Source organism: Kribbella sindirgiensis (assembly GCF_004331435.1).
GTDB classification, from domain to species: Bacteria; Actinomycetota; Actinomycetes; order Propionibacteriales; family Kribbellaceae; genus Kribbella; species Kribbella sindirgiensis.
On sequence record NZ_SJKA01000001.1, the window covers coordinates 747,001 to 769,999 of the forward strand.

At 69.5% G+C, this 22,999-nt stretch carries 19 protein-coding genes; 6 read left to right on the top strand and 13 right to left on the bottom strand.

Annotated features, from left to right (window positions below; genetic code table 11):
- Position 1: 1 nt before the first annotated feature.
- The gene (locus tag E0H50_RS03770) at positions 2–2,806 is read right to left on the bottom strand and encodes an AfsR/SARP family transcriptional regulator (protein WP_131284679.1); all 2,805 of its coding nucleotides are present in this window, start codon (positions 2,804–2,806) and stop codon (positions 2–4) included.
- A gap of 42 nt (positions 2,807–2,848) precedes the next feature.
- Between E0H50_RS03770 and E0H50_RS03775 the strand changes: the two genes are divergently transcribed.
- Positions 2,849–3,709 (top strand): imine reductase family protein, encoded by an 861-nt coding sequence (locus E0H50_RS03775; protein WP_131284681.1) that lies wholly within the window; start codon positions 2,849–2,851, stop codon positions 3,707–3,709.
- A 262-nt stretch (positions 3,710–3,971) separates the two neighbouring features.
- Entirely contained in the window at positions 3,972–4,568 is a 597-nt protein-coding gene (locus tag E0H50_RS03780; RefSeq protein WP_131284683.1) for a ParA family protein, read from the top strand.
- On the opposite strand, the gene E0H50_RS03785 is transcribed toward E0H50_RS03780, so the two are convergent.
- From E0H50_RS03785 to E0H50_RS03795, 3 genes are all read right to left on the bottom strand, one after another.
- Complete coding sequence (locus E0H50_RS03785; RefSeq protein ID WP_238150752.1) at positions 4,565–5,716, bottom strand: ROK family protein; 1,152 nt, start codon at positions 5,714–5,716, stop codon at positions 4,565–4,567. The genes E0H50_RS03780 and E0H50_RS03785 overlap by 4 nt on opposite strands.
- A gap of 63 nt (positions 5,717–5,779) precedes the next feature.
- Positions 5,780–6,664 (bottom strand): oxygenase MpaB family protein, encoded by an 885-nt coding sequence (locus E0H50_RS03790; protein ID WP_131284686.1) that lies wholly within the window; start codon positions 6,662–6,664, stop codon positions 5,780–5,782.
- A 14-nt stretch (positions 6,665–6,678) separates the two neighbouring features.
- A complete protein-coding gene (locus E0H50_RS03795) occupies positions 6,679–7,158 on the bottom strand; it encodes a nuclear transport factor 2 family protein (protein ID WP_165546987.1) in 480 nt (159 codons plus the stop codon).
- A gap of 157 nt (positions 7,159–7,315) precedes the next feature.
- On the opposite strand from E0H50_RS03795, the gene E0H50_RS03800 reads away from it, so the two are divergent.
- A complete protein-coding gene (locus E0H50_RS03800; protein WP_131284690.1) occupies positions 7,316–8,296 on the top strand; it encodes an ArsR/SmtB family transcription factor in 981 nt (326 codons plus the stop codon).
- 6 nt (positions 8,297–8,302) lie between these two features.
- On the opposite strand, the gene E0H50_RS03805 is transcribed toward E0H50_RS03800, so the two are convergent.
- On the bottom strand, positions 8,303–8,836 hold the full coding sequence (locus E0H50_RS03805) for a GNAT family N-acetyltransferase (protein ID WP_131284692.1): 534 nt from the start codon (positions 8,834–8,836) through the stop codon (positions 8,303–8,305).
- Between the two features lie 9 nt (positions 8,837–8,845).
- Positions 8,846–10,141, bottom strand: coding sequence for an NsdA family TPR-like regulatory protein (locus E0H50_RS03810; RefSeq protein WP_131284694.1), 1,296 nt, complete (start codon positions 10,139–10,141; stop codon positions 8,846–8,848).
- Between the two features lie 228 nt (positions 10,142–10,369).
- Between E0H50_RS03810 and E0H50_RS42745 the strand changes: the two genes are divergently transcribed.
- On the top strand, positions 10,370–10,543 hold the full coding sequence (locus E0H50_RS42745) for a hypothetical protein (protein WP_165546409.1): 174 nt from the start codon (positions 10,370–10,372) through the stop codon (positions 10,541–10,543).
- 456 nt (positions 10,544–10,999) lie between these two features.
- Here E0H50_RS42745 and E0H50_RS43370 read toward each other — a convergent pair whose 3' ends face one another.
- Complete coding sequence (locus E0H50_RS43370; protein ID WP_202867993.1) at positions 11,000–12,001, bottom strand: GNAT family N-acetyltransferase; 1,002 nt, start codon at positions 11,999–12,001, stop codon at positions 11,000–11,002.
- A gap of 21 nt (positions 12,002–12,022) precedes the next feature.
- A complete protein-coding gene (locus E0H50_RS03825) occupies positions 12,023–13,471 on the bottom strand; it encodes an MDR family MFS transporter (protein WP_131284696.1) in 1,449 nt (482 codons plus the stop codon).
- 161 nt (positions 13,472–13,632) lie between these two features.
- Between E0H50_RS03825 and E0H50_RS03830 the strand changes: the two genes are divergently transcribed.
- Complete coding sequence (locus tag E0H50_RS03830; RefSeq protein WP_238150775.1) at positions 13,633–15,861, top strand: NACHT domain-containing protein; 2,229 nt, start codon at positions 13,633–13,635, stop codon at positions 15,859–15,861.
- On the opposite strand, the gene E0H50_RS03835 is transcribed toward E0H50_RS03830, so the two are convergent.
- Entirely contained in the window at positions 15,862–16,986 is a 1,125-nt protein-coding gene (locus E0H50_RS03835) for an MFS transporter (RefSeq protein WP_238150753.1), read from the bottom strand.
- 54 nt (positions 16,987–17,040) lie between these two features.
- Between E0H50_RS03835 and E0H50_RS03840 the strand changes: the two genes are divergently transcribed.
- Positions 17,041–17,772 carry an AraC family transcriptional regulator gene (locus E0H50_RS03840; RefSeq protein WP_131284698.1) on the top strand — a complete coding sequence of 244 codons (732 nt, stop codon included), beginning with the start codon at positions 17,041–17,043 and terminating at the stop codon, positions 17,770–17,772.
- On the opposite strand, the gene E0H50_RS03845 is transcribed toward E0H50_RS03840, so the two are convergent.
- Genes E0H50_RS03845 through E0H50_RS03860 form a run of 4 tightly spaced genes read right to left on the bottom strand, consistent with a single transcriptional unit; the run spans position 17,745 to position 22,999 of the window.
- Positions 17,745–18,356 (bottom strand): TetR/AcrR family transcriptional regulator, encoded by a 612-nt coding sequence (locus tag E0H50_RS03845; protein ID WP_202867994.1) that lies wholly within the window; start codon positions 18,354–18,356, stop codon positions 17,745–17,747. The two genes, E0H50_RS03840 and E0H50_RS03845, sit on opposite strands and share 28 nt — an antisense overlap.
- Positions 18,349–19,905, bottom strand: coding sequence for an AMP-binding protein (locus E0H50_RS03850; protein WP_131284700.1), 1,557 nt, complete (start codon positions 19,903–19,905; stop codon positions 18,349–18,351). The genes E0H50_RS03845 and E0H50_RS03850 overlap by 8 nt, the downstream gene beginning before the upstream one ends.
- 11 nt (positions 19,906–19,916) lie before the next feature.
- Positions 19,917–21,074, bottom strand: coding sequence for an acyl-CoA dehydrogenase family protein (locus tag E0H50_RS03855; protein WP_131284702.1), 1,158 nt, complete (start codon positions 21,072–21,074; stop codon positions 19,917–19,919).
- Positions 21,071–22,999, bottom strand: a complete 1,929-nt coding sequence (locus E0H50_RS03860; protein ID WP_131284704.1) for an acetyl/propionyl/methylcrotonyl-CoA carboxylase subunit alpha — start codon at positions 22,997–22,999, stop codon at positions 21,071–21,073. The genes E0H50_RS03855 and E0H50_RS03860 overlap by 4 nt, the downstream gene beginning before the upstream one ends.

The following is a 22,999-nucleotide window of genomic DNA, read 5'->3' on the forward strand; positions in this document are numbered from 1 at the left end:
GTCAGGGCGGTGGGACCCTGGCCTGGATTCGTTCCACGTCGAAGCGTTCGGCGGGTGGGAGTGGGGTGCCTAGTTGCTGGCGTAGGGCTGTTGCTTTGGTTAGTAGGGCGAGGAGTGGGGGCTCTGACGCGCCGGCCAGGCCTTCCAGGGCGAGGGCTATGGCGCGTTGGTCGCCGATTTGCTGGGCGAGTTCTAGGCCGCGTTCGTGGAGGGTGCGGGCTGTGGCGTAGTCGCCGCGTTGTTCGGCGATGAAGCCGAGTTGGTTGCTGATGAACGCGATGCCGGGTGTGCCGCCGATCTGGGTCAGCCAGTCGAGCCACTTCGTGAAGTACCGTTCGGCGTCGTCGAGCCGGCCCTGGCGTCGCGCGGACAGGCCGAGGCCGACCTCGGCGTACTCCTCGGCCGACTTGTTCGACTGCTCGACCGCCAGCCGCCTCGCCTGCTCGTGCAGCTCGTCCGCACGCGCGAGGTCGCCGGTCAGCAGAGCAATCCGGCCCAACCCAGCGGTCCGGAAGGACACCTCCGTCCACAGCCCGAGATCCTCCGCGTGCTGGATCGCGTCCTCCAGGTACGCCGTAGCGGTCGGATAGTCCCCACTGATCTCCGCGGCGACGATCAGCGCGTACGTCGCCTGCAACCGGCCCCAGTCGTCGTCGAGCGCGTCGAAGAGTTCGAGGCTGCGCAGACTGTCGCGGCGCATGGCTGGAAGGTCCGCGCGCACGATGTTCAGCTGGGCGCGGGTGCTGAGCGCGGCCGCGAGCCCCCACTGGTCGCCGCGTTCGGTGAACGCCTCGATCGCCCGGTCGATCCGGGGGAACAGCACGGTCGCGTCGCCGTACGCCCAGCGGGTCATGGTCAGGAACCAGAGCGCGTGCGGGTCGTCCCCCACGGCCCGCAGCGCCTCCTCGCCGGCCGCCGCGACATCGGTGCCCTGGGCATCGGTCGCCAACATGCCTGCCAGCCAGACCATCGCCTGCGCACGAAGCTCCGGCTGCTGGTCGGGCAGCGCGAGAGCGGCCGCGAGCTTACGGCGTGCTTCGCCATGGCGCCCGCGCAGGTACCAGTACCAAGCGAGCGCTGTCGCGAGTTCCAGCGACAGCGGGGCGGCCCGGAAGTTCGCCGCCTCCAGATCCAGCCGTCGGAGCCACTCCCGCTGCCCCGGGCCGTGCAGGTCGGCCTTCCGCGCAAGGGCGAGGTAGTAGTCGGCGTGCCTGTGCCTGAGGTCTGCCTGCTCACCGGCCTCGACCAGCTTCTCGAGGCTGTACGCCGCTACTGATTCGAGCAGGCGGTACCGCCCGGCGCTAGCCACCACGAGCGACTTGTCGACAAGCGCCAGCAGGAGGTGCTCGGGCAGCTCGCTCACCTGGGTCGCCGCCTCCAGTGAGAACGAGCCGGCGTGGACCGCGAGCCGCCGGAGCATCCGGCGCTCCTCGTCGTCCAGCAGGTCCCAGCTCCAGTCGATCGTCGCCCGGAGCGTCCGCTGCCGCTCCGGTCCGCCCTTGGCGCCGGCCAGCAACCGGAAGCGGTCGTCCAGCCGTTCCGCGAGCCCCTGGACGCCCAACGCACGGACACGAGTCGCAGCCAGCTCCAGCGCGAGCGGGATGCCGTCGAGCCGCTCGCAGATCGCCGTCACGTCGTCGGTGACACCCGCCCGGGTCTGGAAGAGCTCAACTGAGGCTGCTGCGCTCAGAGGCGGTACGTCGAGTACTCGCTCGCCGGTGAGCCCCAGCGGCTCCCGGCTGGTTGCGAGTACACGCAGACCAGGAGCTGCCGCGAGCAACCGGCGTACGAGGTCTGCCAGGTCCAGGTGCTCGCAGTTGTCGAGGATGAGCAGGAGCTGCCTCGTGCTGAGTGAATCGAGCAGCCGCGGGAGGAGGTCGCTCGACTCGTCGCGGAGACCCAGTGCCGTGGCTAAAGCGTCCAGTACGTCGTCTTGCCGTAGCGGAGCGAGTTCCACCAGGTGGGCGTTGGGTGAGCCGAGCTCGAGCGCCAGCCGGGTCTTCCCGACGCCGCCCGGGCCGACCAGGGTGACCAGTCGGTTGGCAGCCAGCTGCTGGTGTGCCTCGGCCAGCGTCTCGTCCCGGCCGATCAGGTCGTTCAGCGGCTCCGGGAGAGTAGCCGTGCGGCGGAGGGACGGGTCGTGGCGCAGGATCGCCTGGTGCAGCTCGGCAAGCGCAGGGCTGACGTCGGCGCCCAGCTCTTCGGCCAGCGCATCGCGGAGTTCGGCGTACTTCTCCAGAGCCTCATGCTGCCGACCGGCGCGGTAGAGAGCCTTGAGGTGTACCGCGTGCAGACGCTCGTCGAGCGGCCGCTGCTGGAGCAGTGCGGTTGTCTGCTGGAGTACGTCGTCGCCGTGCTCGATCGCCGTCAGGTAGAGGTCCTCCAGGTGCTCTCGGGCCGGACGGGCGAACTCGTGGTCAGGTACGTCGGCGTACGGCTGCCCGCGCCACAGTTCGAGCGCGTCGCTCAGCCGGCCGGTCCGCACGTACTGCTCGAAGACGTTGCTGTCGACAACCTCCGCGGTCAGCGTGTACCCCGCCGGCCCGTGCTGCACCAGGCTGCGCGCACCGGGCTCCGCGCGTTCCAGTGCGGTGCGCAACTGGGACACGCGGGCCTGCAGCGTGCCGGTCGCGTTGCGGGGCGGACGGGTGCCCCACAGGTCGTCGATCAACCGGTCCGCGCTGACCGGCCGGCCCTGGTTCGCCAGCAGGTCGAGGAGCAGGGTCCGGACCTTCGTGTCCGGTACGGCGACCGGTACGCCGGTGTCCGTCCGCACGAGCAGCGGACCGAGCACCCCGAAGTACATACCCGTAGTAAACCCGTAGCGCGTTCTTCGAGCATCGGCCGTATGAGTTCACGTGAAGCAGTGACAGTGATCGGGCTCGGCTCGATGGGGTCCACGATGGCCCGCACGTTCGTCGCCGCGGGCCATCCGACCACGGTCTGGAACCGGACGCCGGGCAAGGCGGACGGGCTGGGGGCGGTACCGGCGGCGACCGCGGCCGAGGCAGTGGCCGCGAGCAAGGTGGTGGTGATCAGCCAGGTCGACTACGCGGCGATGTTCGAGTCGCTGGCCGACGCGGACCTGAACGGGCGGGTCCTGTTCAACCTCAGCTCGGACAGCCCCGAGCGGTTGCGGCAGGCGACCGAATGGGTGGCCGAGCGCGGCGGGACGCTGGTGACCGGCGGCATCATGGTGCCGCCCCCGGGGATCGGGCAGCCCGGTTCGTACGTGTTCTACGCCGGACCGGCGGAAGCGATCGCCGCGCACCAGGCGACGCTGGAGGTGCTGGGCCGGGCCGACCACGTCGGCACCGACCCCGGACAGGCCATGCTCTACTACCAGGCCATGCTGAACATCTTCTGGACCACGTTGATCAGCTACTTCTACTCGGCGAGCCTGGTCGGCGGCGCCGAACAGCTGCGCCCGTACGCCGCGACGATGCTGAAGGACCTGACCGAGGACGGCTCGATGGGCTTCCTGCGCATCCTGACCGCGGAACTGGAATCCGGTGAACACCCCGGCGCCGAGAACAACCTGCACATGCAGGCCGTCGGCTCCGAGCACATGGTGCAGGCGTTCACCGAGGCCGGACTCGACGTGACGGTGCCGGGGGCCGTGGCCGCGCTGTTCGCCCGCGCCGACGCCGCCGGGTACGGCGCCGACGGCCTGAGCGCCCTGGTCGAAATGGTCAAGAAGGCCGGCTAGCCAGCGTGCCTCCGGCGGAGGACGACCACGCTGCAGGTGCCCAGCAGCAGGACCGCGACGGCCGCGGCGACGATGATCCAGGTCATGAGGTGCTCCTTCATCGGGGGGCGATTTCGGGAGTAAGAGGCACCGGGCGGGCGAAAGGATTCAGGCTGAAGCGGGCTTGAGCTTGTTCACACGGGCCGGGGGCAACTATCACGATCTTCACGGGCAACGCCGATGACACGCCGGATTTCGGACAAAACCGGGTAAGTTCACTCCTATGATCATCGTGACAGCTGCACTGAAGGGCGGGGTCGGAAAGACAACCACGTCGGTGTACTTGGCCGCGCTGGCATCTTCCAACCGTCGCACAGCCACTCTGATCGACGCCGATCCGCAGGGTAGCGCCGCGGACTGGATCGCGGAGTCCGAGGACGACCACCTGGACCGGATCGAGATCGCCGAGGCGCCGACCGAGCGCCTCCTGAGCAAGGCGGTGGACAAGGTCCCGCCGGAGGGCATCGGCATCGTCGACATGCCGCCGTCCCACGAACGGATGCTCAACAAGGCGCTCGAACGGGCCCGGATCGTGATCCTGCCGACGCGGGTCGGCGGGGTCGAGACACCGCGGGTCAAGGCGGTGCTGGAGCTGGTTCCCGACCACATCCCGGTCGGCCTGGTGATCTGCTCGGCGCGGACCTACACCCGGTCGTACCAGGAAGCCATGCAGCAGTACGCCGAGGAGAACATCCCGGTCTGGGGCACCATCCCCGAGCGGGTCTCCATCACGGCCGGTCCCACCGGGCCGCTCGCGGCCGACGGCCTCGAGTCCTACAAGAAGGTCTGGCGCAAGATCCTCGCCGCGGCCCGCAGTTAGGTCCCGCGTTCCAGGGGTGGCTCGCCGCGGACGTACGAACGGATGACCGTGGCGGCCGCCCCTCGCGCCCAGTCGTCGAAGGTGTGGGAGCGGAGCATCAGCCGGCAGTCCCCGGCCGCGCCGAACGCATGCTCGGCGAACGCGCGCCGCATCCGCTCCTCGTACAGGTCGTACTCCGCGACGCCCTCGCCGGCGATCATCACCAGCTCCGGCCCGACCAGGTTCACCATCGCGGCCAGGGCGGCGCCGATCACCTCACCGGCCCGGTCGAACGCCTCGCGCGCGTGTTCGTCGCCCTCGTGCGCCAACTTGATCGCACCGGCCAGGTCCAGGTCCGACCGTCCGGTGGTCTCCCGCGTCCGGGTCAGGATCGCGTCCGACGACGCCACGGTCTCCACACAGCCGCGCCGGCCGCAGGTACACACCAGGTCGCCCGGCGCGAGCGGCAGGTGGCCGAGTTCGCCCGAGACGCCGTACGCGCCGGACACCACCTCGCCGTTGATGTAGAGCCCGCACCCGATACCGGAGCCGATCGTCACGACGGCGAACGAGTCGGCGTTGACGCCGGCCCCGAACCAGTGCTCGGCCACGGTCAGCGCGCGGACGTCGTTCGTCACCACGATCGGGACCCGGACCCGTTTGCCGAGCAGTTCCGCGACCGGGACGCCGCGCCAGCCCATCAGCGGCGAGTCCCGGACCACGCCGTGCGACGCGTCGACGTCGCCCGACACCGCGATCCCGATCCCGGCAAGCGGACCGGCCACCGCCGTACCGGACTTGAGCGCGGCGATCAGCGCCTTCACGTGCCCGGCGAGCTGCTCGATCACCGCCTCGGGGTCGGTGCTGTCCAGCTCCTCGTGGCGCACGTTGAGGATGCCCGCGGTGAAGTCGGTCGTGACCCCGATCAGGCTGGTCGGCGTGACCTTGACCCCGATCACCGAGACGCTGCTCGGTACCACGGTCAGCGGGCTCACCGGCCGCCCGATCCCGAGCTGGCCGTCGCCGTCCGCCGGAGCCGACTGGTCGGTGACGAACCCGGTCTCGATCAGCGGCGCGACCGCCTTCGTCACGGCCGCCTGCGACAGCCCGGTCCGGCGCGCGATCTCCACCCGCGGGATCGGCCCCTGGGTCAGGATCTTGGTCAGCACCTCGACTCCCGCTGGAGTAGCCAACGGGAGAGGACGATGAGGACGCAGCGGCACGAGAACAACTTAGAGGACGTCTGGGCTCTGTGCTGCGAGTGTTGGTGAGGCGAGTGCCCACCGGATGGTTCGAGTGAGTCCGTCGCCGGCGGCTCGTACGACGGTCTGCTCGGCCAGCGGGAGGTACGGGAGCCGGAGCGGGAGCCTGGTCCACCATGGGAGCAGACCGACCGCAGCTGCCGTCAGTACGCCGTACGCGGGTCGTGCGGCCCACGGCACGGGCGGGTGCACCAGCATGAAGCGGGCGGCCTGGCGCGCTTCCGTCGTACCGCGGAGCTCGGGCTGGTACTGCTTCAGGAGGTCGTGCAGCTCGGCCACCGTGGTCGGCGGGTCGATCACGCCGAGCTTGCCGGCCACGAGCGCCGCATCCTGGACGTACTGGTCCTGCTCCGCCGAGGTGAGCGGATGCGCGCCGTACCGCTGGTGTGCCGCGAGGAAGCTGTCGACCTCGGCCACATGCACCCACTTGAGCAGGTGCGGGTCCGACGCCCGGTACTTCACGCCGTCCGGGCTGGTCCCGCGGACGCGCTCATGCACGGACCTCACGTGCTCGATCGCCGCCTCGGCGTCTGGGATCGCGCCGTACGTCGTGATCGCCAGGAAGTAGCTCGTACGCCGCAGACGCCCCCACGGATCGCCCCGGTACCCGGAGTGCGCGGCCACGGCAGCCATCGCCAGCGGGTGCAGCGACTGCAGCAGCAACGCCCGCAGTCCCCCGGCGAACATCGACGCGTCCCCGTGCACCCGCCGGATCGGTGCGTCGGGCGGGAACCAGCGCGGACCGGGGGTGTCGTGCACCCGCCCGCGTTCAACCTGCGGATCCGGCCCGGCGACCTTGGTCAGGATCATCCGTGCCAGCCCGTCCCGCAGCGTGATCAGGTCGGTGGCTCCCATGCCCCCAGTGTTGCTCAGCTGCTGATCTCGAGCAGCGTGCCCTGGTCCATGACCGCCTGCCAGCGACCGCGCTCGTACACGTACGTGACCACGGTCAGCGCGCGCTGGTGGTACTCGTACTTCGGGATGTCGTACGTCGCGTCGTACGTGATCACCGCCGACCGGCAACCGTCCACCCGGCGGTTCAGCTCGGTCCACGACCAGACCGCGTACTTCCTGGTGAAGTGGTTCGCGGCCGCGGCCATGATCGCGTCGATGCCAGTGAACCGCTCGCCGGTCGGATAGATGCTCACCGCGTCGTCGGCGTGCACCCGGCGGAAGGTCGCGGCGTCGAAGTCCCGGAAGGACTCCATGTCGGCGCGCTGCGTCGCGTCGAACTCGCGTAGACAGTGCGCGTTGCGTTCCTCGGCGTCCGCGTCCCGGGTGGAGGCGGAGGCCGCGGCGCCCGTGGTCAGGCATACCGACACCGCCGTACCCCAGGCCAAGTGCTTCATCGCTCGTCTCATCTGGCACCCTCCTGCTCGTGTAGTGGTGGCTGAACAGACTGGCCAGACAGCACCCGGAGGACCACGTTTCCGTCCAGCCGGAAACGTCGGTGCCGGCCGCCGGGACGCCACTACAGTGAGCGGCACCTGAACGCCGGGAGGACACGTGGCACTGCGCATCGAGCTCGGAGCCTCCGGACTGGGTTCGGTCCGGCTGACCAGCGACGCGGTGTGGGAGACGGTCGCCAGTCTGCACGTACTGACCTTTCCGCGGCAGCACGCGGTGCATCTTCGCCTGCGCAGCCGGGTACCGTCCCGGCCCGGCTACGACCTGCCGTTCCTGCTGGCGCTCACCGACGACCCGCAGTGGTTCCCGGACATCCTCGCTCCCGCGCCGCGGGTCGACCCTCTGCATCCGCTCACCCAGATTGCCGCGCTCCGCGAGACCGCCGACGCAGTACTGCGTTCTGACCTGGAGCAGCTGTCCCGTCGCTGTCCGGACCTGACGTTCACGAGTACGGCGCAGTACGCCGACAAGGTCGCCACCGCGCTGGCGGCGTACTGGCGTGACGTGCTGGAGCCGATCTGGGAGCGGATCGAGGGTGTCGCGTCGGACGACCTGACGTATCACAGCCGGCAGATCGCGCGGTCCGGCGTCGCGCAGGCGATCAACGAGGTGCACCACGAGCTCTCGTACGGCGACGGTGGCCTGACCGTGGATTTCCACCGGACCAGGGCGACCGTTCCGTGCGGACCGGACGGGGTATGGCTGGTTCCGTCCGCGTTCCGCTGGCCGTGGGTCGCGGTGGGCAAGACAGCGTCCAGTTGCGTCATCAGCTATGCGGCTCGTGGTTCGGCTCTGGTGTGGGAGCCGAAGGGTGCTACGACAGAGCCGGATGCACTGTCGGCCCTGCTCGGCCGTTCCCGCGCCGCGATCCTGCATGCCCTTGATCTGCCGCGGACCACGACCTGGCTGGCCCGCGAGGTCGGCCTGTCAGCCGGCACGGTCAGTGATCACCTGTCGGTGCTGGCGGCGTCCGGTCTCCTGGTCTCGCACCGGCAAGGACGCCGGGTGCTGTACGCCCGGACGCCGCTGGGCTCCGATCTGGCCGAGGGCGGGCCGGCGGCGTGGCGAGCGGTGCCCTAGCCCGGGTCAGCCGGCGTGCTCGTCTTCGAGCAGGGAATAGAGCAGCGAGTCGCGCCAGGCGCCGTTGGTGAAGACGTGGTCGCGCAGATGGCCCTCGTAGGTGAAGCCGAGGCGCTTGACGACCGCGATCGACGCCTCGTTCTCGGGGCCGATCGCGGCCGTGACCCGGTGGGTGCCGAGCGTGCCGAAGGCGAACCCCAGCAGCACCCGGGCCGCGTCCGTCGCGTACCCGTGGCCCCAGTGGTCCGCGCCGATCGCGTAGCCGAGCTTGGCGGTCCACGACCCGCTCGGCGCGATCCGGCCGAACCCGATCACGCGATCGTCGTCCGGCCGGGTCACGGCGAGCATGTAGTCGGGACGCTTCTCCTGCGCGGCCCGCGTCACCATGGCGGCCAGGCTCTGCTCGGCCTTGGCGCGGTCGTAGCTGTCGAACGCCATCCACGTGGTGACGCGGTCGTCGCCGGCGATGGCCAGGTAGTCGTCGAGGTCGGTTGTCCGGAATTCACGCAAGACGGTCAGGGTCCCGTGGAGCGGTTCCATCCGGGCAGGCTACCGGGGGTAGGTCTGCATCGGAGTCCGGGTGAAGGTCTCGATTTCCTCCTGGAGCTCCCGGGCGTCGTCGGCGCGACCGGACTGCCGCAGCGCCTGGTGGACCCGGCGGGCCGAGTGCACCACGCCGTTGATCCGGCGCTCGGTCGGCAGCGTCAGCACCGGCGCCAGCGCGTCCGCCGCGCCGTCCAGCTCACCGCTCGCGATCCGGGTGATCGCCATCGCGGCGTGGCTGCCGGCGGCGTCGCCGAAGGCCCACTCCGGGTGGTTCTGGTCGGTGTACGCGTCGACGGCCTGGCTGGAGTACCGCTGGGCCTGGTCGACCTCACCGGGCAGCTGAGCGAGCGCGTCGGCGGCGTAGTACAGCTGGCGGTTGCGGCCGAACGTGCACAGCCCGCCCATGTCGTCCAGGTCGTCGTTGTGCACCGAGTTCCACGCCTCTTCGGCGCGCTCCAGCGCGGCGCGGGTGGCCTCCGGGTTGCCGAGCGCGGCCCAGGCGCGGGCCTCGCTGACCGGCAGCCAGACGCTGGTGGTGCTGTTGGCCTGCTCGGCGTACCCGGCGCCGAGCTGCGCGTACCGCACCGAGTCGTGCGGGTTGCCGGCCCAGTAGGAGACCAGGGACTGCAGGCCGCGCACCCAGGCGCGCAGGCCGTGGTGGTCGGCGTTGTCGGCACACATGAACGCGGTCCGTGCCTGGGTCAGCGCGGCGTGCGGGTTGCCGAGGTCGTGGGAGGCCTTGGCGAGCAGGCCGCCGGTGACGCCGGCCAGGAAGTACAGCTGACGGTGGGTCTCGGGGCGCTGGCGACTCTCCAGCAGTCCGAACACCAGGTCCTGGGTCTCGACCAGCTGGCCGAGGATCTCCGGGAGGGGGCGCTGCGGGTACGCCTGGGCGGCGTGACGTACGTCGTCGTACACCTGTTCCATGGCCTCGCTTCCGAGACCGGACTGGGCCGCGAGGGCAAATGCCCTCGCGCGGCTGGCAGCCATGTCGAGAACCTCCATCTCATTACCTGTCGTGATCCGTCCACTCGCGGCAGGTGCCGGCACCACCTGGGCGGTCTGTTCCGGCTGGTACGGCGCGAGGAGTTCCTCGACCGGTTTGCCGAACAGACGTTGCAGGGTGCGCCGGGTCTGAGGAGTGGTCCCTGCGCGCTCGCCCGATGCGAGTCGACGCAGGTGCCGCTCGGTGATGGTTCCACCCAGCTCGACGAACTCGGCGACGATCTCGGAGTAGGTCTGGTTCCGGCGCTGGATCAGGTGCGCCAGGACCGTCTTTGGCGCGTACCTACCCGCCATCGTTCCTCCCGTTCACGTCAGTCAGACGTTGTCTCGACTTGTGCCCCACGACAAGGTGCTGTCCCCCAGATGTCCGCGAGAGGACCGGAAGAGGTCCGGCAAAGGTCCGGTCCAGGTCCTAGAGCGGTCACGTTGGGCTCGTGCACCATTACTGCCATGACAACCAGTAAGTCCAACTGGTTGCAAGGCCTGAGAGTTACGGGGTGAGAGGTTGTGACCATCGCGGAAATGACGTCGAGACAGCACCGGCGCAGAGTCCGGGTCTGGTTCGGCGAGCACGTGATCGCGCAGTACGTCGCGGAGGCGCCGCTGGCGGCCCGCTACGAACAGGCGATGCGGCGCCGTTTCGCCGGTCTCAAAGTGACGAACGACCTGCTCGGGCCGCTCGACCCAACCGACTGAAACACCCGTTCCGCTTCCGGGTCCTCCTCAGACCCGGTCTGCTGACCCTGGAGTCTCCTCACGTTCAGGGTCGGCGCTTGGAAGGTCCGTGGCACTCCTCAGTCCCGGACGAAACCCAAAGGTGCGGTCCGGAGCACTCCTCAGCTCCGGACCGCACCGCCCACCCGACCCGGCTGGGCCTGGCGGCTGAGTTCCCTGTATCGCCGCCGCCCAGCCGTTCCAACCCCACCTCCTGGCCGACACCTCGGGCCAGGCAGGGCCGAGTGTCCTGGGCGGTAGGACACCGGAGGCTCCCGACACCTCACCGGGAACCTCCCCCTTGAGGTGGTCGGCTCCGAGTGTGACCGCCGCGCCTGGGCGGTCACACTCGGAGCCTTTTCACGCCAAGCTGGGGCGGTGGACAGGAACTGGCGGCGCGAGACCCTGAATAACCTGTTCAAGGGCCCCGCCAGGTGGTCAACGGGTCGTGACATAGACGGCGAACGGGGCGTCCGGCTGTACGTCGGGGACTCCCTCGGCCCAGCCCTCCGCGTGGATCTGGCCGGCGTACTGCATGCCCAGGCGCTTCATCACGGCCTGGGAGGCGGTGTTGACCTCCTCGGTCAAGGCGATGACCGAGGTGGCGTTCAGGGTGGTGAAGGCGTAGTTGAGGCCCGCGCGGCCGATTTCGGTGGCGAGGCCGCGGCCGCGGGCGGACTCAACGAGGGCCCAGCCGAGTTCGAGGCCTGTCCACTCGGGTCCCACCAACGCCGCGATGGCCTCGGCGATCGGCGTACCAGGTGCCATCCGGGACATTCCGCCGCGCCCGGCCAGTTCGCCACTCAAGCGCTCGTACGCGATCCACTTGCCCACCGAGTCGCGGTCCCAGTTCGCCTGCTGCGTGGCGGCTTGCGCGGCCGCCTCCTCCGGTGACCACGTCGCGTCGTACCAGCGGGCCACCCACGGGTCCGCATACAGCCGCTCGAGGTCCGGTCCGTGTCCGGGCAGTACGCCGTTCGGGCCGGTGATCGGCTCCAGTCGGAGGCGGTCGGTTAACCGTGTCCGGACCACATGCGCCACCAGGTCCCGCAGGCGCCGGTCGCCGTCGGTCCGGTTCTCCATCAGCAGGTCAAGGTCGCCCGGTCCAGCCCAGGCGGACGCATCGTGCTTACCGGCTTCGAGGCGCGGCTGGGTGAGGTCTCCGTCGACGGTGACGAGGTAGTCGACCTCTCGCCGTACCCGGCCCTCCCACTCCCATTCCCAGTCCGCGACGGTCCGGACGATCTCGCGGACCTTCCAGCCGGTCTCTTCCTCGACCTCCCGCGCCAGCGCCTGCTCAGGCGTCTCGCCCGCCTCCAGATGCCCACCGACGATGTCCCAGATCCCCGGCAGCAACCGCCGGTCCGCCGTACGCCGCTGCAGATAGACGCGATGTTCCGCGTCCTGGATCAGTGCCCCAACACAGTCGACCGCGCGCATGGCCCCAACCTACTGAGCTAGCTAGCGGACGGGGTGCTCGGTAATTCGGTTGGGCATGAAGAGAACGGCTACGACGAGGAGGAGGGCGGCTGCGGCGGCACCGTAGTAGACGTCGTGGATGGCGGGGGCCAGGACCCCGGCGGGTACCTTCTCCAGGTCCGCGTGGTCATCACCCAGGCGAGCTGCGACGACCCCGTTCGCCACCGCGCCGAAGACCGCGACCCCGACCGCACTGCCGACCGAGCGCGCGAACATGTTCGCCCCGGTCACGACACCGCGCGTCTGCCACTCGACGGACGACTGTGCCGCGACGACCGACGGTGACGCGGAGAACCCGAGCCCGATGCCGATGATGAAGCAGGCGGCGGCGAGGTGCAGTACGGCGCTCGTGGCGTCGACCGTGAGCAGTACGCCGGATCCGAGGACGACGATCAGTGCGCCCATCGACATCGTCGTACGGAAGCCGACGCGCAGGTAGATCCGCCCGGCGAGGGACGCCGCGATCGGCCAGCCCAGCGTCATCGCGGCGAGCGTGAACCCGGCGACGAGGGCCGACGTACCGAGGACGCTCTGGGCGAACAGCGGCACGTACGTCGACAGCCCGATCATCAGCAACCCGATCAGCAACGCGGCCGAGTTCGCCGAGTTCAGGACCCGCTGGCCGAGCACCCAGAGCGGCAGGATCGGTTCGGCGGCGTGCCGCTCGACCAGCACGAACGCGGTCAGCAGGACGACGGCCGCGGCCAGGATCACGATGCTCGCCGGCGAGTCCCAGTCCCACATCACGCCGCCCTCGAGCAGCCCGAGCAGCAGCAGCGAACCGCCGACCGCGAGCAGGATCGCGCCGGCGTAGTCGATCCGGTGACTGGTCTTGTCCGCCACCTTCTCGTCGAACCGGCGGACCAGCACCCAGGCGGCCGCCATCCCGAGCGGGATGTTCACGAAGAAGATCCACCGCCAGGAGATGAAGTCCGAGAACACGCCGCCGAGCGTCGGGCCGACGAACGACGAGATCCCCCAGACGCTGGCGATGTAGCCCTGCACCTTGGCCCGTTCCGCGACCGTGTAGATGTCGCCGACGATCGTCATCCCGATCGGCTGGATCGCCCCGGCGCCGAGCCCCTGGATCAGCCGGAACGCGATCAGCGCGGGCATGCTCCAGGCGAACCCGCACAGCACCGACCCGAGCAGGAACAGCCCGACGCCGAGCAGCATGATCGGCTTCCGTCCGCGCTGGTCGGCGAGCTTGCCGTAGATCGGCACCGACACGGCCTGCGCGAGCAGGTAGATCGAGAACAGCCAGGGGAACTGGGTGAATCCGCCGAGGTCGGCGACGACGGACGGTACGGCGGTGGCGAGGATCGTCGCGTCGATCGCGACCAGCCCGACGCTCAGCATCACCGCGAGCAGAATCGGCCCTCGCTCCGAGCGAAGTCCCACACCTGTCCGGTCGATCCGCTCTGTAGTCATATCACCAACCAATGTATGTGAATCGACAGATGTTCCCCACCCCGCGGCCGCCCAGTGGACGTCCGTGGAGACGACGACGCAGCGGGCGCAGGTGCAAGGGCCGAGGGGACGCGCTTCGCCGGGACGGTGGGCTCACGGACCGTTACGCTCCGAGGGTGAGGATGCGGGTCGTGCTGCGTGGCGTCGTGCTCGTGGTCACGGTCTCGCTCGGGCTGGTGCTGCTCCCGATCGCGATCAACGTCGGCACCGGCGGCACCGCTCCTGCGTTCCTTGCGCCGTACGTCGGCTGGGTCTGGCCGGCGATCGGGGTGCTCTGGCTGGTCGCCGTGCTGACCGCACTGTTCGAGCTCCGTGACCGCCGCCTGCCGCGGATCTCCCGGCGGGCTGCCGACCAGCCGCGGAACCGCCCGAACGCGCTCGCTCGCATCGACCGGTACTACTCCGAGCGCCGGGCCGGCTCGCTCGCCGCGCGGACCCGGATCGCGCTGGCGCTGGACGAGCATCCGGGCGTCGTGGTCCGCCCGTACGACCTGTTCGTCCAGCCGCTCGACAGCGCACCGCGGCGCGTCCCCAACGAAGCGGACATCGCAGGCGTCTTCGACGAACTGCAGGACTCCATGCTGATCCTCGGCGCACCCGGTGCCGGCAAGACCACTCTGCTGCTGGACCTCGCCCGGAACCTCGCCGAGCAGGCACAGGACAGCAAGGACCAGCCGATGCCGGTGGTGGTGGATCTCGCCGGCTGGTCCGCGCAGACGTCGTACCAGAAGGACGACGACCCGAGTGACAGCCCACTGCTCGCGGGCTTTGTGCGCTGGCTGCTGTACGAGCTCGACGAGCGCTACGGCATCCCACCCGCTGTCGGACGGACCTGGCTGAGCGACGGTCAGCTGACCCTGCTGCTGGACGGACTGGACGAGATCGCCGAGCCGCACCGCGCCAAGCTCGCCCCGGCGCTGGAAGAACTCCGCCACAACTACCGGATCGGCCAGCTCGCGGTGACGTGCCGGACCAACGACTACGAACGCCTCCCGCAGAAGCTGCGGCTGTTCGGGGCGGTCCACATCAGGCCGCTCACGAAGGAACAGGTCCTGGGGTACTTCGCCGAGGTCGGGCCCGCGCTCGACGGTGCGCGCGCAGCGATCGAGCAGGACGCCGCACTCTGGGAACTGGTCAACTCGCCGCTGATGCTCAATGTGATGGTCCTCGCGTACCAGGGCCGCGCGCCCGAGGACATCAACGCGCGGGGCGTCGCGGACCTGCGCCGGGAGCTCTTCGACACCTACATCTGCGAGGTGCTCGCCCGGAACCGCCAGACCGCGCGACAGTACGACGCCAAGACCGCCGTGCGGCGTCTGTGGTGTCTGGCCTGGTGGACTCGTCGCCGAGCGGGGGACCGGACTGCAGTGCCTCGGTGGATGATGCCCGACGGCTGGTACGGGTTGTCGCTGCCGGGGGTGGACTACCTGACGCATGCCGTGTGTCTGCCCGCACTGTTCGCGTCACTCACTGCCGGCGTGACGCTGGTGATGGTCGCGCAGTACGGCGCACTCGCGGGACTCGCTGCGGCCGGCTCTGCCTTGTTGCTCGTGCATCTGTTGCCGCATCCCTGGCAGAAGCACGAAGGGAGCGGACCGGACCGCGTACCGCTGTTCGCGCTCATCCTCTTCGGCGGTACGGCGGTCACGGTCGCTGTGACCGTTGCTGCGCTCGGACTGGTCGAGCTGCTCACAGCGAAGCCGACACTCGTTGTCGAGGCTGCTGTGATCGCTGGAGCCTATGGCGTCGAACTGCTCGTCTTTCACAACAACCGGCGGCGGCTGCTGCTCGGCGTACGGGTAGCTGTGGTTGCAGTGGCGAGCTGGATAACCCTGAGCTTCGGCGATGCGACTGCCTTCGCCTGTGGGGTAGCGGTCGGGCTGCTGGTTGCTCAGGGCATCCGGATGATCAAGTCCCTACCGACCGACCATCTCCCCAGCACAGGCGACAAGGGGTGGCGGATGGACCCATGGGTCGCCGGTGGAGCTGTCGTCGCGTTTCTGGTCGCACTGCTTCTCGGAGCGGACCTGGCGTCACCGCAACTGGAGGCGGTCGCCGGAATCGTGGTCGGCACGGTCGCCGCGAAGGCGTGGCGTCGCCGGCCACCTGTTCTCGCTGGACCGATGTCCCGCTTGCTGCACGACTCACTGCTGCGCTGGAGCGGCTACCTGCCGTGGCACCGCAGGGCGTTCCTGCAGTACGCCGCTGATCGCTACGTGCTGGCCCGCACCGGCCATGCGCAGTACTCGTTCATCCACCTGCTCGTCCGCGACCACCTGGCCGAGTGCGTACCGGACGAACTCGCCGCCAAGGTAGACCTCCGCATCGCCGAACGCGCCGCCCGCCGTTAGTCATTCCGTGGCGGGCTCGGTGAGGGCGTGGGCGATCAAGGTGCTGCACAGAGCCAGTGCGATGAGGGTGCTGAGGGCGAGGCGTAGTGAGGTGTGCTCGGCGATGGTGCCGAGGAGTGGGGTGGCGACGCCGCCGATGCTGACGGCGAGGCCGAGGGTCATGCCGCCTGCGGTGCCTACGCGGCCGGGGAGGAAGTCCTGGCCCAGCGTCACGTGCAGCGAGAAGGGGATGGACATCGCGATCGCGGTCGCCGCGAGGAAACCGAAGAACGCCGGTCCGGGAACGAAGACCAGGCACGCGATCGCGGGAACGGCGACGGCGTACGACGTCCGGAGGGTGCGGACTCGTCCGTAGCGGGTGGCGAGGCGGCCGCCGAGGAGGGTGCCGAGTGCGCCGGCGGCGAACAGGACGAACAGGGCGATCCCGCCGGTCGTCGTACCGCCGCCGACGCGTTGGCCGGCGTACAGCGCGATGAAGGTGCCGAGACCGACGAACACGATCGACCGGCAGACCATGATCAGCGACAACCGCAGGAACGACGGCCAGTCGTCTGCGCCTTCACCATTGCCGCAGGTGACGGCGACGGCGGTGCGCGAGCGGACCGCCCACGTGGTGACTGTCGCGCCGAACAGCGCCGGTACGACGAGCAGTGGCGTGAGCGACAGCCCGCCCGCGGCGATGATCGGGGTGACGAGGACAGGTGCTAGTGCGAACCCGACGTTCCCACCGACCGAGAACCAGCTCATCCCCACGTGGCTGCCACCGCTGACGACGCGGGCCATCCGGGCGGCCTCCGGGTGGTATGCCGCGACGCCGAGCCCGGACAGCGCGGCCGCCAGCCACATGAGCCAGTAGGTCTGTCCGACGCCGATGAGGGCGATACCGAGTCCGGCGGTGGTCATCGCGACCGGAATCAGCCAGGTGAGCGGACGGCGATCGGTCAGTACGCCGAACACGGGCTGGACGACCGAGGAGAGCAGGGTCGCCGCGAGGGTGATGCCGGAGACGGCGACGTACCCGAGGCCGCGCTCGGCGGCCAGGAACGGTACGAGCGCCGGCACGCAGCCCTGGTAGATGTCCACGCACGCGTGGCCGGCGGCCATCAGCCCGATCGATCTCTTCACCTGTCGATCGTCACTGCCGGGTGGCCTGTCCGGCTTCCGATAAAATGCCAAGTCATGCCGGAAACCCGCCAACGTCCCGCGACGACCGGCCACCAGCCGATCCAGGCCGGTGGCGGGATCGAGCCGCACTGGCACGACCGGAACCAGATTGTGTACGCCGGGCGCGGTGTTCTCTCCGTCACCACGGACGCCGGCAGCTGGGTGGCCCCCGCCACCAGAGCCATCTGGATCCCGGCCGGCACCCTCCACCAGCACCGCGCGTACGGCGAGACCACCCTCCACACCATCGGCCTGGAGGAGAACCCGCTCGCCCTGGACCAACCGTCAGCCCTAGTAGTCAGTCCCCTCCTCCGCGAACTGATCCTCACGTACACAGGTCCCACAGATAGCCACCCAGATGAGTCACAGCGCTTGCGCGCAGTACTACTGGACCAGCTGCGGCGGTCGCCTCAGCGTCCTACGTACCTGCCGACGCCGCGTGACCCTCGGCTCGCAGCTGTCTGCGACCTGCTGCGGGACAACCCAGCTGAGGCCAGGACTCTGACGGAGCTCGGGCGGGAGGTTGGTGCGAGTGAGCGGACTCTCAGCCGGCTGTGCAGAACCGACCTAGGGATGACCTTCCCGCAGTGGCGAACCCAGCTGCGACTGCACGAGGCTCTCCGGCTGCTAGCGGGAGGAGAGTCGGTGACTCGCGTGGCGCACCGGTGTGGTTGGGCGTCGACCAGTGCGTTCATCGACACGTTCAAGAGCGCCTTCGGTCACACACCAGGGTCACGCAAGGCCTGATCGAGGATGCGGCTCCACTGCCGCACGATGCCTCTCCGCCGCGCGCTGTCGTCCGTCAGCAGGTCAGCCAGCCCCAAACCACGCGCCATGTCCAGCACGCCCTGCACGGTCTCCCGCACCCCAGGCGTCCGTTCGTTCACCTCGAGTACGTCGAGCAACGCCCGGTGCGCCTGCCGCCCCACATATGACTCCAGCCGAACGATCTGCTGCCGCAACGCCTCCTCTGTCGACGCCGCCACCCACAGGTGCAGTGCGGCCCGGAACAGCGGACCGGTGTACACATCCGCCAGCATCCCGACGATCGCCTCGGTACGCCCCGCCCCGCTCGGCAATGCACCGGCCTGCGCGCGGATCTCCGCCAACCGCACCTCGGTCATGTACTCGACCGCCGCCGCGAACAGGTCCGCCCGGGTCGGGAAGTGATGCTGTGCCGCACCCCGCGACACCCCGGCCCGCGCCGCGACGACCGACACCGTCGTCGCGGCGTACCCGACCTCGGCCAGCGACTCGACCGAGGCCTCCAGCAACCGCTGCCGCGTCGCCCGCGACCGGTCCTGCTGGGGTGCTTTCAGAACTTCACTCACGCGCGGCCTCACGGGCCCGCAGTTCCCGCCGCAGGATCTTCCCGGACGCAGCCTTCGGTACGGCGTCGATGAACTCCACCTGCCGGATCTTCTTGTACGGCGCCACCCGCGCAGCGACGTACTCCATGACGTCGTCCGCCGTCAGCGTCACGCCCGGCATCGGCACCACGAACGCCTTCGGTACTTCGTTGCCGTCCGCGCTGACGCCGATGACGGCCGCGTCCGCGATCCGGTCGTCGGTGAGCAGCACGGCCTCCAGTTCCGCGGGCGGCACCTGGTACCCGTGGTACTTGATCAGCTCCTTCACCCGGTCCACGACGTACAGGTAGCCGCGTGCGTCCACCCGGCCGATGTCGCCGGTGTGCAGCCAGCCGTCCGTGTCGATCGTCGCGTCCGTCTCGGCCTGCCGCCCGAGGTACCCCTTCATCACCTGCGGGCCGCGGATCCAGATCTCGCCCTCGTCCGCGTCGTTGCCGTCGGCCCCGACCAGCCGCATCTCGGTCGACGGGAACAGCTTGCCGACCGCGCCCGGCGGCGGCTCCGGGTCGTCCTGCGGTACGGCGTGCGTTCCCGGCGACAACTCGGTCATCCCGTAGGCCTGCGTCACCGCATGCAGACCGAGTCGCTTCGCGCACGCCTCGGCCAGTTCGCCGTCCAACGGCGCCGCGGCCGACATCACGTGCTGCAGTGCGGACAGGTCGAACGAGTCGACGGCCGGGTGCTTCGCCAGCGCCAGAACCACCGGTGGTGCGACGAACGCCCGCGTGATCCGCTGGTCCTGGAGCGTGGTCAGGAACTGCTCCAGGTCGAACTTCGGCAGCACCACCACCGTGATGCCGAGCCGCAGCGGCAGGTTCATCAGGACGGTGAGCCCGTAGATGTGGAAGAACGGCAGGATCGCGATGACCCGCTCGTTCTCGCCCAGCTTGATCGTGGCCTCGGCCTGCGCGATGTTCGTCGCGATGTTCCGGTGCGTCAGCATCACGCCCTTGGCCGCGCCGGTGGTCCCACTGGAGTACGGCAGTACGGCGACATCGGCCGCCGGATCGATCGTCACCACCGGCTCCGGGCCCGTCGACGCGAACAGCTCCTGCACCGACCTATACCCCTCGGCTTGATCGCAGACAAAGATCTCCGAGACGTCGGTGCCTTCGATCGCCGCGGTCGCGACCGGCAGGAACAGCGAAATCGTCACCAGCAACTTCGCCTTCGAATCGATCAGCTGCTTGTGCAGCTCGTCGGCGGTGTAGAGCGCGTTCACCGTGGTCACGGTCGCGCCGGCGCGGGTGGCGCCGTAGAACACCACGGGGTACAGGATCGTGTTCGGGCTGTACAGCGCGATCACGTCGCCGTGCCGGATGCCGAGCTCCGCCAGGCCCGCCGCGACCCGACGGGTCAGGTGGTCCAGTTGGGCGTAGCTCAGCTCTTTGCCGGTGACACCGTCGACCATCGCCGGCCGGTCGCCGTACTCCTGGGCTCTACCGAGAACGGCGTCGTGGATCGGTACGTCGAGCACCTCGACGGGCGGGAACTCACTGGTGATGATCATTGCCCCACTCCTTAGTACGACTTGGGCAGTCCCAGGCTGTGTTGTGCCACGAAGTTCAGGATCATTTCCCGGCTCACCGGCGCGATCCGGGTCGCGCGGGCGGCCGCGACGAGCGACGCGACGCCGTACTCGACCGTCATACCGTTCCCACCGAGCGATTGCACGGCCTGATCGGTGGCTCGTACCGCGACCTCGCCGGCGGCGTACTTCGCCATGTTCGCGGCCTCGCCCGCGCCCATGTCGTCGCCCGCGTCGTACAGCGCGGCCGCCTTCTGCATCATCAGCCGGGCCAGTTCGAGCTCGATCTTGATCTGCGCGAGCGGGTGCGAGAGGCCCTGGTGCGCACCGATCGGGGCCTTCCAGACCTGCCGTTCCTTGACGTACGCCGTCGCCTTGCCGAGGGCATGCCGCGCGATGCCGATCGCGAACGCGGACGCCATGATCCGCTCCGGGTTGAGCCCCGCGAACAACTGCATCAGCGCCGCGTCCTCGGACCCGACGAGCGCTTCCCGCGGCAGGTGTACGTCGTCCAGGAACAACGCGTACTGCTTGTCCGGGCTGATCAGATCCATCTCGATCCGCTGGAACTCCACGCCCGGCGCGACGATCGGGACGATGAACAGCGCCGGTTTGAGCTTCCCGGTCCGGGCGTCCTCGGTGCGTCCGACGACCAGGATCGCCTTCGCGACGTCGAGCCCGGAGATGAACACCTTGCGCCCGGTCAGCGACCAGCCGTCGTCGGTCCGGCGGGCCGTGGTGGTGATCTGGTGCGAGTTCGAGCCGGCGTCGGGTTCGGTGATCGCGAACGCCATGATCGTCGTCCCGTCGGCGAGTCCCGGGAGCCACTGCTGTTTCTGATCGTCGGTGCCGAAGCGGGAGATCACGGTGCCGCAGATCGACGGGGACACGACCATCATCAGCAGCGGGCAGCCCGCCGCGCCGAGCTCCTCGAGCACGATCGACAGGTCGGCCATACCGCCGCCTCCGCCGCCGTACTGCTCGGGCAGGTTCACGCCGAGGAACCCGAGCTTGCCGGCTTCCAGCCACAGCTCGGTGGTGTGCCCGCCGGTCCGAGCCTGCTGGTTGAACCACTCATAGCCGTACTTCTTGCCGAGCTCGCTGACGACCTTCCGCAGCTCCCGACGTTCCTCCGACTCGACGAAGCTCATGCATCCTCCCCAACCACGGCCAATACGGCGCCGACCTCGACCTGTTGTCCTGCTTCCACCGTCAACTCGCCGACCACGCCGTCTGCCGGGGCGGCGATCGTGTGCTCCATCTTCATCGCCTCCAGCCACAGCAGCGGCTGTCCTTGTTTCACCACGTCACCGACCGCGACGCCGACCCGGATCACGGTCCCCGGCATGGGCGCCACCAACGACCCGGCGGCCACCTGATCGGCCGGATCCACGAACCGCTCCACCGGTGTCAGGCTCACACTTCCGAGCGACGAGTCCACACACACGAGCCCGCCGTACGCCGCGACGCCGAACACCCGGCGTACGCCGTCGACCTCCAACACCACTCGCTCCGGGCCGCTGTCCAGGAGCGTGATGTTGCCGTCCACAACCAACCCGTCCCGCGTCAGCCGGTACTCGACCTCGTGCACCGCGTCGCCGGCCCGGTAGCTCTTGCGTTGCGGCTGCGACGGCAGGTTCCGCCACCCACTCGGCACCCGCACCGGCCCGCCGGCCTTGCGCCCGTGGACACCCGCCTGCCGGCCCGCAGCATCGGCAAGCGCAGCCGCCAGCGCCGACACCCGCACCACCGCGTCATCGGTCCCCGGCCCCACGCCGTACTTGTCGAAGAACGCGGTGTCGGTGTCGCCCGCGAGGAACGCCGGGTGCCGGAGGATCCACGCCAGCAACTCGCGGTTCGTCCCGACCCCGTGGATCGTCGCGCGTTCCAGTACGCCGGCGAGCCGCCGCGCGACCGCCGTACGATCCGGCCCGAACTCGATCACCTTCGCCAGCATCGCGTCGTAGTACGGCGACACCTCCGACCCGTCCTCGACTCCGGAGTCGACCCGAACCTCTCGCTCCAGTGTGAAGCGGTGGAGCGTTCCCGTCTGCGGTTGCCAGTCGTGCAGCGGATCCTCCGCGTACAGCCGGACCTCGATCGCATGCCCGACCGTGGGCGGCGGATTCACCGGCAGCCGCTCGCCCGCGGCGACGGCGAACTGGAGTTCGACCAGGTCCAGCCCGGTGGTCTCCTCGGTCACCGGATGCTCCACCTGGAGGCGGGTGTTCATTTCGAGGAAGTAGAAGTTGCCGCTCTCGTCCGCGAGGAACTCGACCGTCCCGGCCCCCACGTACCCGATCGCGGCCGCCGCTTTCCGTGCCGCGTCGAACAGCTCCGCCCGCATCGACGGAATCCGTTCGACCAGCGGCGACGGCGCCTCCTCGACCACCTTCTGATGGCGGCGCTGGATCGAGCACTCGCGTTCGCCGACCGCCCAGATCGTGCCGTGCCGGTCGGCCATCACCTGCACCTCGATGTGCCGCCCGGTCGCCAGGTACCGCTCGCAGAAGACAGTCCCGTCCCCGAACGCCGACAACGCCTCCGCCGACGCCGCGTCGATCTCGGCGGCAAGATCCTCCAGCCGCGACACCACCCGCATCCCACGCCCGCCGCCACCGGCCGACGCCTTCACCAGCACGGGAAGGTCGGACGCCGCCACCGCGGCCGGGGTCAGCTCGGCGAGGACCGGTACGCCGGCCGCCGCCATCAGCTTCTTCGCCTCGATCTTCGACCCCATCGACGAGATCGCATCCACCGGCGGCCCGATCCACGTCAGCCCCGCGTCGATCACCGCCTGCGCGAACGCCGCGTTCTCCGACAGGAACCCGTACCCGGGATGTACAGCGTCCGCGCCCGCCCGTCGGGCCGCGTCGATGATGAGCTCGGCCCGCAGATACGTGTCACCCGGGGCGTTCCCGGGGAGATGGACCGCGGCGTCCGCCTCGTCCACGAACGGCATCCGGGCGTCCGCGGTCGAGTAGACGGCGACCGTGGACAGACCGAGCGCCCGGGCAGTGCGGAAGATGCGCCGAGCGATCTCGCCGCGATTGGCCACGAGTACAGAGGTGATCAT

Excerpts from the sequence above, each read along its gene's own strand:
- E0H50_RS03860 (WP_131284704.1), bottom strand. The coding sequence starts at position 22,999 with ATGATCACCTCTGTACTCGTGGCCAATCGCGGCGAGATCGCTCGGCGC.
- E0H50_RS03795 (WP_165546987.1), bottom strand. The coding sequence starts at position 7,158 with ATGAAGCACTTGGCCTGGGGTACGGCGGTGTCGGTATGCCTGACCACG.
- E0H50_RS03825 (WP_131284696.1), bottom strand. The coding sequence starts at position 13,471 with ATGACTACAGAGCGGATCGACCGGACAGGTGTGGGACTTCGCTCGGAG.
- E0H50_RS03855 (WP_131284702.1), bottom strand. The coding sequence starts at position 21,074 with ATGAGCTTCGTCGAGTCGGAGGAACGTCGGGAGCTGCGGAAGGTCGTC.
- E0H50_RS03805 (WP_131284692.1), bottom strand. The coding sequence starts at position 8,836 with ATGGAACCGCTCCACGGGACCCTGACCGTCTTGCGTGAATTCCGGACA.
- E0H50_RS03810 (WP_131284694.1), bottom strand. The coding sequence starts at position 10,141 with ATGGCGGGTAGGTACGCGCCAAAGACGGTCCTGGCGCACCTGATCCAG.
- E0H50_RS42745 (WP_165546409.1), top strand. The coding sequence starts at position 10,370 with ATGACGTCGAGACAGCACCGGCGCAGAGTCCGGGTCTGGTTCGGCGAG.
- E0H50_RS43370 (WP_202867993.1), bottom strand. The coding sequence starts at position 12,001 with ATGCGCGCGGTCGACTGTGTTGGGGCACTGATCCAGGACGCGGAACAT.
- E0H50_RS03770 (WP_131284679.1), bottom strand. The coding sequence starts at position 2,806 with ATGTACTTCGGGGTGCTCGGTCCGCTGCTCGTGCGGACGGACACCGGC.
- E0H50_RS03840 (WP_131284698.1), top strand. The coding sequence starts at position 17,041 with ATGCCGGAAACCCGCCAACGTCCCGCGACGACCGGCCACCAGCCGATC.
- E0H50_RS03790 (WP_131284686.1), bottom strand. The coding sequence starts at position 6,664 with ATGGGAGCCACCGACCTGATCACGCTGCGGGACGGGCTGGCACGGATG.
- E0H50_RS03830 (WP_238150775.1), top strand. The coding sequence starts at position 13,633 with ATGCGGGTCGTGCTGCGTGGCGTCGTGCTCGTGGTCACGGTCTCGCTC.
- E0H50_RS03775 (WP_131284681.1), top strand. The coding sequence starts at position 2,849 with ATGAGTTCACGTGAAGCAGTGACAGTGATCGGGCTCGGCTCGATGGGG.
- E0H50_RS03850 (WP_131284700.1), bottom strand. The coding sequence starts at position 19,905 with ATGATCATCACCAGTGAGTTCCCGCCCGTCGAGGTGCTCGACGTACCG.
- E0H50_RS03780 (WP_131284683.1), top strand. The coding sequence starts at position 3,972 with ATGATCATCGTGACAGCTGCACTGAAGGGCGGGGTCGGAAAGACAACC.